11 protein-coding genes are annotated in these 6,681 nt (G+C 43.6%); 1 reads left to right on the forward strand and 10 read right to left on the reverse strand.

The annotated features are described in order from the left end of the window. Positions 1–188: hypothetical protein (locus tag GXZ17_RS06475; protein ID WP_409376475.1), on the forward strand; the 188-nt coding region annotated here is incomplete at its 5' end. Positions 189–741: 553 nt separating this feature from the next. Here GXZ17_RS06475 and GXZ17_RS06480 read toward each other — a convergent pair. The 10 genes from GXZ17_RS06480 to GXZ17_RS06525 form a co-directional block, all read right to left on the reverse strand. Further along, positions 742–1,578: an MBL fold metallo-hydrolase gene (locus GXZ17_RS06480; RefSeq protein ID WP_409376476.1), complete on the reverse strand. Its 837-nt coding sequence runs from the start codon at positions 1,576–1,578 to the stop codon at positions 742–744. A 38-nt stretch (positions 1,579–1,616) separates the two neighbouring features. Then, entirely contained in the window at positions 1,617–2,429 is an 813-nt protein-coding gene (locus tag GXZ17_RS06485) for a radical SAM protein (protein ID WP_409376477.1), read from the reverse strand. Further along, complete coding sequence (locus GXZ17_RS06490; protein WP_409376478.1) at positions 2,404–3,330, reverse strand: ATP-binding protein; 927 nt, start codon at positions 3,328–3,330, stop codon at positions 2,404–2,406. Before GXZ17_RS06490 ends, GXZ17_RS06485 begins: the two co-directional genes overlap by 26 nt. Continuing rightward, entirely contained in the window at positions 3,327–4,181 is an 855-nt protein-coding gene (locus GXZ17_RS06495) for an ATP-binding protein (RefSeq protein WP_409376479.1), read from the reverse strand. The genes GXZ17_RS06490 and GXZ17_RS06495 overlap by 4 nt, the downstream gene beginning before the upstream one ends. Next, on the reverse strand, positions 4,178–4,381 hold the full coding sequence (locus tag GXZ17_RS06500) for a hypothetical protein (RefSeq protein WP_409376480.1): 204 nt from the start codon (positions 4,379–4,381) through the stop codon (positions 4,178–4,180). The genes GXZ17_RS06495 and GXZ17_RS06500 overlap by 4 nt, the downstream gene beginning before the upstream one ends. A 6-nt stretch (positions 4,382–4,387) precedes the next feature. Continuing rightward, positions 4,388–4,771, reverse strand: coding sequence for a NifB/NifX family molybdenum-iron cluster-binding protein (locus GXZ17_RS06505; protein WP_409376481.1), 384 nt, complete (start codon positions 4,769–4,771; stop codon positions 4,388–4,390). 20 nt (positions 4,772–4,791) lie between these two features. Further along, positions 4,792–5,169, reverse strand: a complete 378-nt coding sequence (locus GXZ17_RS06510; RefSeq protein ID WP_409376482.1) for a NifB/NifX family molybdenum-iron cluster-binding protein — start codon at positions 5,167–5,169, stop codon at positions 4,792–4,794. A gap of 96 nt (positions 5,170–5,265) precedes the next feature. Beyond that, the gene (locus tag GXZ17_RS06515; protein WP_409376483.1) at positions 5,266–5,634 is read right to left on the reverse strand and encodes a DUF5320 domain-containing protein; all 369 of its coding nucleotides are present in this window, start codon (positions 5,632–5,634) and stop codon (positions 5,266–5,268) included. Between the two features lie 61 nt (positions 5,635–5,695). Beyond that, the gene (locus GXZ17_RS06520; protein ID WP_409376484.1) at positions 5,696–6,163 is read right to left on the reverse strand and encodes a Fur family transcriptional regulator; all 468 of its coding nucleotides are present in this window, start codon (positions 6,161–6,163) and stop codon (positions 5,696–5,698) included. 318 nt (positions 6,164–6,481) lie between these two features. After that, the coding region (locus GXZ17_RS06525) for a hypothetical protein (protein ID WP_409376485.1) at positions 6,482–6,681 on the reverse strand (200 nt) is incomplete at its 5' end.

Genomic DNA, 6,681 nt, shown 5'->3' on the forward strand with positions numbered 1-6,681 from the left:
CTCTCTGGTTTAACTCGGTAAGAAAGAACAGCGGAAAGGAGAATAAAAGCCCTTGGGAGATAATCAGGGAGAGAGACCCCAGTATTTCTCCATCCATAGTTAATTTCCCTCCTGTTATTCTTGACAAGTTATTCTCAGAGATATTAAATTATTACTCAGGGGGGTACCATGTTATTCCGCATCCCTGAAAATCAAAAAAAATTTTTGAAAATTTAAAAAACAGCTTTATCCCTTCTTTTGCTTCTCTCTCCTCCTGGTTACGAGGATTGCCATCCCCTCGTGTGGCGGATCCTGCTTTTTTCCTTGTGAGGGGGTCTAAAAGCGAGAGCGCCACACCCTGTTCTCATCCGTCATTCTCGAAATCTTTTATCGGGAATCCATGCTTTTGCTTTTTCTTTTTGTCCTTCTATTGGAAACCGTAGGGATGTCTCCTCTCATTATTTAGATTCCTGATAGAACCACTCAGGGGTGACGCCTCTTTCGTCATGCCTGAAATTTAGTGAGGCATCCATGCTTTTGCTCTTTCTTTTTGTCTTTTCAGGGGGACTATAGGGGGGAGGCGCCCCTTTTATAGTTATTTCATCCTAACCCTCTCCCCGGAAAGGAGAGAGAAGAAAATCGGGCTTATGAGGAAGATCCTTCTTCCCCCTATTGCCTCTTCATAAGAGGGGTAAAGAGAGAAGATATTTTAAATCAATTAAGGTTTGCGCTTATCTTGAAAAGAGGTCTGAGGCTTTGACTTCAGGGAAAACTAATGGTTTTACCCACTCCAACTTCTACCAGATCCTGCTTATATTCTTGAGCGAACAACTCCCGAGTGAGGTCACCACTACAGTGAGATGGCCCTACCTTTTTCACTCCTGATTCCTTAAATCTATCAGCAATTTCTTGTAATTCCTCCGGAGATAGATCAAGCAGGTGAAAACCGCCCATAACCAGATAGATATCCTGGTTAGAGGAAGATTTAACCGACCGAATGATATCTAACACCCCCGGATGAGCACAACCGGTTACCAGTACTAACCCTTCTTTACTTTCAATAACCAGTGATTGCTCTTTGATTGCATCCCCTAAAGTTCCAGTAGAATACGCTCCCGAGCAAACCGGGCTTGGTCCTTTAATTTCCCTTAAGATAGCCCCACTTCTTGTGACCTCATTTTTCAGATTCGGTGAAAAGGAGTCTAACAACCAGACTTCTACCTGAGGATTTTCTTGAAGAAAAGATAATAAGCCACCGGTGTGGTCCCAGTGGTCATGAGAGATAAAAACTATATCTATTTCCCGGGGATTAATATTTAGCTTTTTCATATTTTCCAGTAACAGGTCGCCTCTTCCACCGGTATCAAAAAGAATAGTTTTCTCCAGACCTTCAATCAGGCAAGAAAAACCCCACTCTGTTTCAAGACCCTCAACTAACGAATAGTTATCATAGATAACAGTGATTTTTACTTCTACTGGCTTTTCCGCCTCTTTTCTCTCCTTGAGGGATAAAGCAGGTTGTTCTGCTTTTATTTTTTCTCCGAACCCCGACAGCCCTGAAGTTGTTGCTACCAGAATCTTATTAAAGCTCCACCACACAAAGACCGCCTCTCTTTCGGTAAATTGTTTAAGTGATTTTACACCTTTCCTCTTCTTTTGAGGGTACTCTCATCACTAATAGGGAAGACCTCTTTTGGTTTAGCATCATAAACCGAAACCAGATTTATTTTCCCCTCCTCAGGAAGATGCTCGTTATAAGCAGAAAAACACTTTTTTATCTGGAAAATATCCTCGGGGGAGAGAGGCGGTATGGGACTATGACGCAAGGGGGTGTTAATTTGAACCTCATCCGGCTGGATATAATCGAGGAGGGGCCAAAACTCTTCCGGCTGATTTTTGTTCTCTTCTATAAACATAATCTGGAGAGCCAGCCGAGTATTACTGTTTGCTCGAAATTGCCTTATTCCTTCTACTACGAGGTCGAACTCTATCCCCGGCTGAGGGCGATTGATTTTCGAAAGAGAATCTGAAGAATAAGCATCTAACTTGGCTACTACCAGATCTGCCCCGGATAAATTCTCCCTAACTTCAGGATAGCTCATCAGAGATGAATTGGTTAAAACTGCCACGGGCTCAGAACGAACCTCTTTTACTGCCTTAATTGCCTGGCCCAAATTTTCAGCTAAAGTAGGTTCACCCCGACCGGAAAAAGTAATATAATTCAATTGAACCTCCGGCAGAGATTTAAGCTCTGCTATTATTGCCTCTGTGGGAACATAGGTTTTCTGCTGTTGAGGAAAGACCAAAGTTTTACCCAATTGGCAATAAACACAATCAAAATTGCATACCTTCTCTTTCTGAGAAATAAGGTCTATCCCCAAGGAAGCTCCCAGCCTCCAGGAAGCTACCGGACCGTAGATATATCTAAAACCTCTGTTCTTTTTTGCCACTCAGGACTACCCCCTCCCCAAAGATAGCTTCAATTTTCCTCCACAAGGTAGTTATTTCTTCGGCTATCTCTCCTTGAGAAAATTTTACCACCGGCACTCCCGCAACCAAAGACCGCACTACTTCTTCTGAGAAAGGTAAGCGTCCTATCACCTCTATTCCCCTTTTTTGGCAAACCTCCTCAATTGTCCGGGTGTTATCCCAATTAATATCACATTTATTTATAAAAACTTTAGCGAGCACACCAAAGTGAACAGCCAAATCCATTACTCTTTCCATATCGTGAATACCTGACAAAGTAGGTTCAGCTACTATTAAAGCTAAGTCTACTCCCGCAAGAGAAGCGATTACCGAGCATCCTATACCGGGTGGACCATCAATGATAAGCCAGGTTTTTCCCTCCGCTTCGGCTATTTCCTGCGCCTTTTGTTTCACCAGAGCAACCAATTTACCCGAGTTCTCTTCAGCTATTCCCAGCTTAGCGTGCACCATTGGACCATACTTAGTCTCAGAAATAAATAGCTGCCCCGAAAGTCTGTCTTCCATCCGGATAGCATCCACCGGGCAGGTATAATAGCAAACTCGACATCCTTCACAAGCAACAGGGTCAATCACCAATTTTTTTAAGCTACCATCTTGATTTTTTAGAGTCTTAACGGCTCCGAATCTACAAAGAGAGAGACAACGACCACAATTGATGCACTGCTCATAATCAATTGCCGCTTTCTGCCCACTCCAAAAGTCTTGAACCTCCTTTACCACCGGGTGCAATACAAGGTGCAGGTTAGCTGCATCCACATCACAATCAGCCAGAACTGCTCCTCTGGCCAAAGCCGCCAAAGATGAAGTTAAAACAGTTTTTCCTGTTCCACCTTTTCCGCTAATTACCAGAATTTGTTTCATGCCCGCGATAACTCCTTAATATGGTCCATCATCCCTCGAAACCTTTCCATATATTCCTTTTTTCCCTGCACTATAGGTATACCCTGAGAGTATAAAACAGCAATTTCCCTATCAAATGGTATCCGTAATAAAATAGGAATGTTATTTTCCTGGCAATAAAAATCGACTTTATCATTCCCCATTCCTGAGCGATTTATCACCACTCCAAAGGGGATTCCCAGCTTTCTCAGCACTTCTACTGCCAGAATCAAGTCATTTAAGCCAAAAGGAGTAGGTTCAGTGACTAAAATACAAAAATCACTCCCCTTCACCGCTTCCACCACTGAACAAGAGGTTCCAGGAGAGGCATCAATTACGGTGACAGCAGCAGGGTTCCTTCTTTTTTTAGCTTCTTCCCTGACTGCCCTAATGAGGGGGGTGGGCATCGCTTCTCCCACGTTTAGCCTACCTTGGATAAACTCTATATCGCCTGAGCGGCCAATCTCCATCGTTCCTATTTCTCGGCCCACTTCGGTAATTGCTCCCTGAGGACACAACAAGCTACAACCACCACAACCATGGCAGAGGTGAGGAAAAACCAGTACTTTTCCGGGAAGCACTGCTAAAGCGTGATAGGCACAAACCTCAGCACACTTGCCACAAAAATTACACTTTTCCTGGTCTATCCTGGGAACTGGAATAGAAACCGGTAGGGCTTCCTCTATCTGAGGCTTCAAAAAAATGCTCGCGTTAGGTTCTTCTACATCACAATCCAGAAATTGAACTTCTTCTTCCGAGATAGAAAGAGCCAGACTAACTGCTACAGTGGTTTTTCCCGTCCCACCTTTTCCACTGGCTACCGATACTATCATTCTCTAACCATCCCTGCCCCACATTGAGGACAAGCCAGAGAATAACAAGGCACTCCTCTTTGATGAGGAACTTTAGTCCCACAGTTCGGGCAAACACAATTTCCATCCGCCCCTGCTCCCGGACGCCTACCTCCCATTCTTCCTAATCCTCTGCCCTGTCCTTGGCCAGCTCCTTGACCAAAACCTCTTCCCTGTGGCACTATAGCTCATCCCCCCATTCCTTTTTCCGATATCCCAAATTTGGAGTCAACGTTTGAGCTCTCCACCGGTTTGAATTCCCCTCTTTTATATTTCTCTATAGCTTCTTCCACTTTACCAGAAACTCCGGTTATCACTTTTATCCCTGCTGCCTGTAACACCTGAAAAGCATTAGGCCCAATATTGCCGGTCAAAACTGCCTCCACTCCTTTTGTCGCTACCAATTGACCAGACTGAACCCCCGCTCCGCTTGCAGCCTCCATACTGAAATTTTCAATAACTTCGAATTCCAGGGTGTCCGGGTCTACTATAATAAAATACTCACACCTTCCAAACCGGGGGTCAACTTCCGAATCTAAATTATTTCCTCTGGCCGTTATACCAATTTTCATCTTTAACTCCTTTCTGGTCTTTACTCCGAGTGGTGGTTACACTCTTTTCCGGTATGGCCTTTACTCAAACCGGGTTTGCATAAACTCTCTCCACCTTCTAAACTACCATCTTTTAGTTTTTCTATTACCTCATCCACGCCGCCAGTTACTCCTAAAATAGTCTGAATCCCAGATTCCTGGAAAAGGTTAATTGCTCTTTTCCCTGCACCTCCGGCAATTACACATTCTACCCCCATATTCTGCAAAAATTGGGGAATAAAACCAGGCTCGTGCCCCGGATTTGGTATCACTTCTTTTTTGATTACCTTCCCATCTTCTAAATCTATAATGGTAAAAAACGGACACCTCCCGAAATGGGGAGAGCCTGAATTTCCTTCAGTAGAGATAGCTATCTTCATAATATTATCACTCCTTTTTGGTGAGAAAGGAGGTAAGAAAAGCTACAAAAGCTACCAAAGATTCTTACCTCCTTTCTTTTGTTTATTCTTCTTGTTTTATACTTCGGCTTTTTCCAGAGCGCTAATTCGATTTTGAATATCTTCTAAGGCCTGTTTCAATAACTCAGCCTGTTCTCTCAGTAGCTCTGCTTCAGCCTGAGGAGTTGGTGCTGGAGCATAAGGATAAGCCCAGCCCCCAAAAGCGGGATAACCATAACCAGCTCTCGCCCAACCGGGAAGACCAGTAGCCCGGTACCAGTTTCTCCAGCCCCGGCCTCGACCGCACCCTCGGCCAAAGCCTGCTCCCCATCCTCGACCAGGAATAGGGTTCATATAGCCGGGAACTGAATAACCTGCACAGTAACCAGCAGCCCTTCCAGTCATTGGACCTCGTCCCCAAGGACCAGTTCTATCGCCACCTGGCATTTGAAACACCTCCCTTTCAATATTGAAAATCATTTTCATTTATTACCAAAAAATTTTTAAGTTACCCTCGACATTCATCACATAAACCATAAAACTGAATAAGATGGTCGGTGATTTTGAAATTGTATTTTTCGGAAAGCCCTGCCTCTGTTCGCCGGAGCAGTTCTTTTTCCTCGTCAATAAAGTCAGTGTAATCTATTATTCGACCACAATTGGTGCATACCAGATGATGGTGATGTTTTTTGCTCGTAGGCCCTTGAGATAACTCATATCTTGCTCTTTTGTCTCCAAAATCAAATTTAAACACCAATCCCATATCTACCAGTAACTCTAAAGTCCGGTAAACAGTGGTGAGCCCGATATTGGGGTAGATTTTTTGAACTGCTAAATATATCTCTTCTGCGCTCGGGTGCTCTTCAGTATTGCTCAGCACTTCTAATATTGCCTGTCTGGGCATAGTTAGCCGAAAACCGGCTTCCTGAAATCTGGGCTCCCACCAGGGTGGCCCTCCTCTTCTACATCTTGGCATACTTAAAACCTCTTGTTATTGAAAATGGTTTTCATTAGCATTATAAATGGTCAGTTGAAGTTTGTCAATAATCTTAGAGACCGTTTGAAAAATCATACCTTAACACTTAAGTAAAAATAGAGGAGAGATTACATAGAGGTATAAGGAATGAAACGAGGAAACTTGCTGCCTAAAGCCATAATGCTCATCTGGAAATTTATAAGAGTATAAAAAGCGCTGTCTTGGAGGGTTTTCACAGTAATTACAAAGAGGATTCAGAAAGCTATCTTGAAGAGCAATGGGAAAGCAGGAAGGTTGTGGGGGGTTTCTATTGTTCTCTCATTCCCGAAATTTAGCCGGGAATCCACCCCCCACCGTCATTCCTTTTTTGTCATTCCCGAAATCTTTTATCGGGAATCCATGTTTTTGCTTTTTCCTTTGGTTTTCAAATAATGTGGACCCCTGATAAAACCATTCAGGGGTGACGAATGAGGGGTGATAGAACCATTCAGGAGTGACAGATAAGGTGATGATAGAAC

The organism is Candidatus Sordicultor fermentans, from assembly GCF_012728195.1.
GTDB classification, from domain to species: Bacteria; Atribacterota; Atribacteria; order Atribacterales; family Caldatribacteriaceae; genus Sordicultor; species Sordicultor fermentans.

Coding starts and splice junctions, on each gene's coding strand:
- GXZ17_RS06505 (WP_409376481.1), bottom strand. CDS start 4,771: ATGAAAATTGGTATAACGGCCAGAGGAAATAATTTAGATTCGGAAGTT.
- GXZ17_RS06510 (WP_409376482.1), bottom strand. CDS start 5,169: ATGAAGATAGCTATCTCTACTGAAGGAAATTCAGGCTCTCCCCATTTC.
- GXZ17_RS06495 (WP_409376479.1), bottom strand. CDS start 4,181: ATGATAGTATCGGTAGCCAGTGGAAAAGGTGGGACGGGAAAAACCACT.
- GXZ17_RS06515 (WP_409376483.1), bottom strand. CDS start 5,634: ATGCCAGGTGGCGATAGAACTGGTCCTTGGGGACGAGGTCCAATGACT.
- GXZ17_RS06490 (WP_409376478.1), bottom strand. CDS start 3,330: ATGAAACAAATTCTGGTAATTAGCGGAAAAGGTGGAACAGGAAAAACT.
- GXZ17_RS06520 (WP_409376484.1), bottom strand. CDS start 6,163: ATGCCAAGATGTAGAAGAGGAGGGCCACCCTGGTGGGAGCCCAGATTT.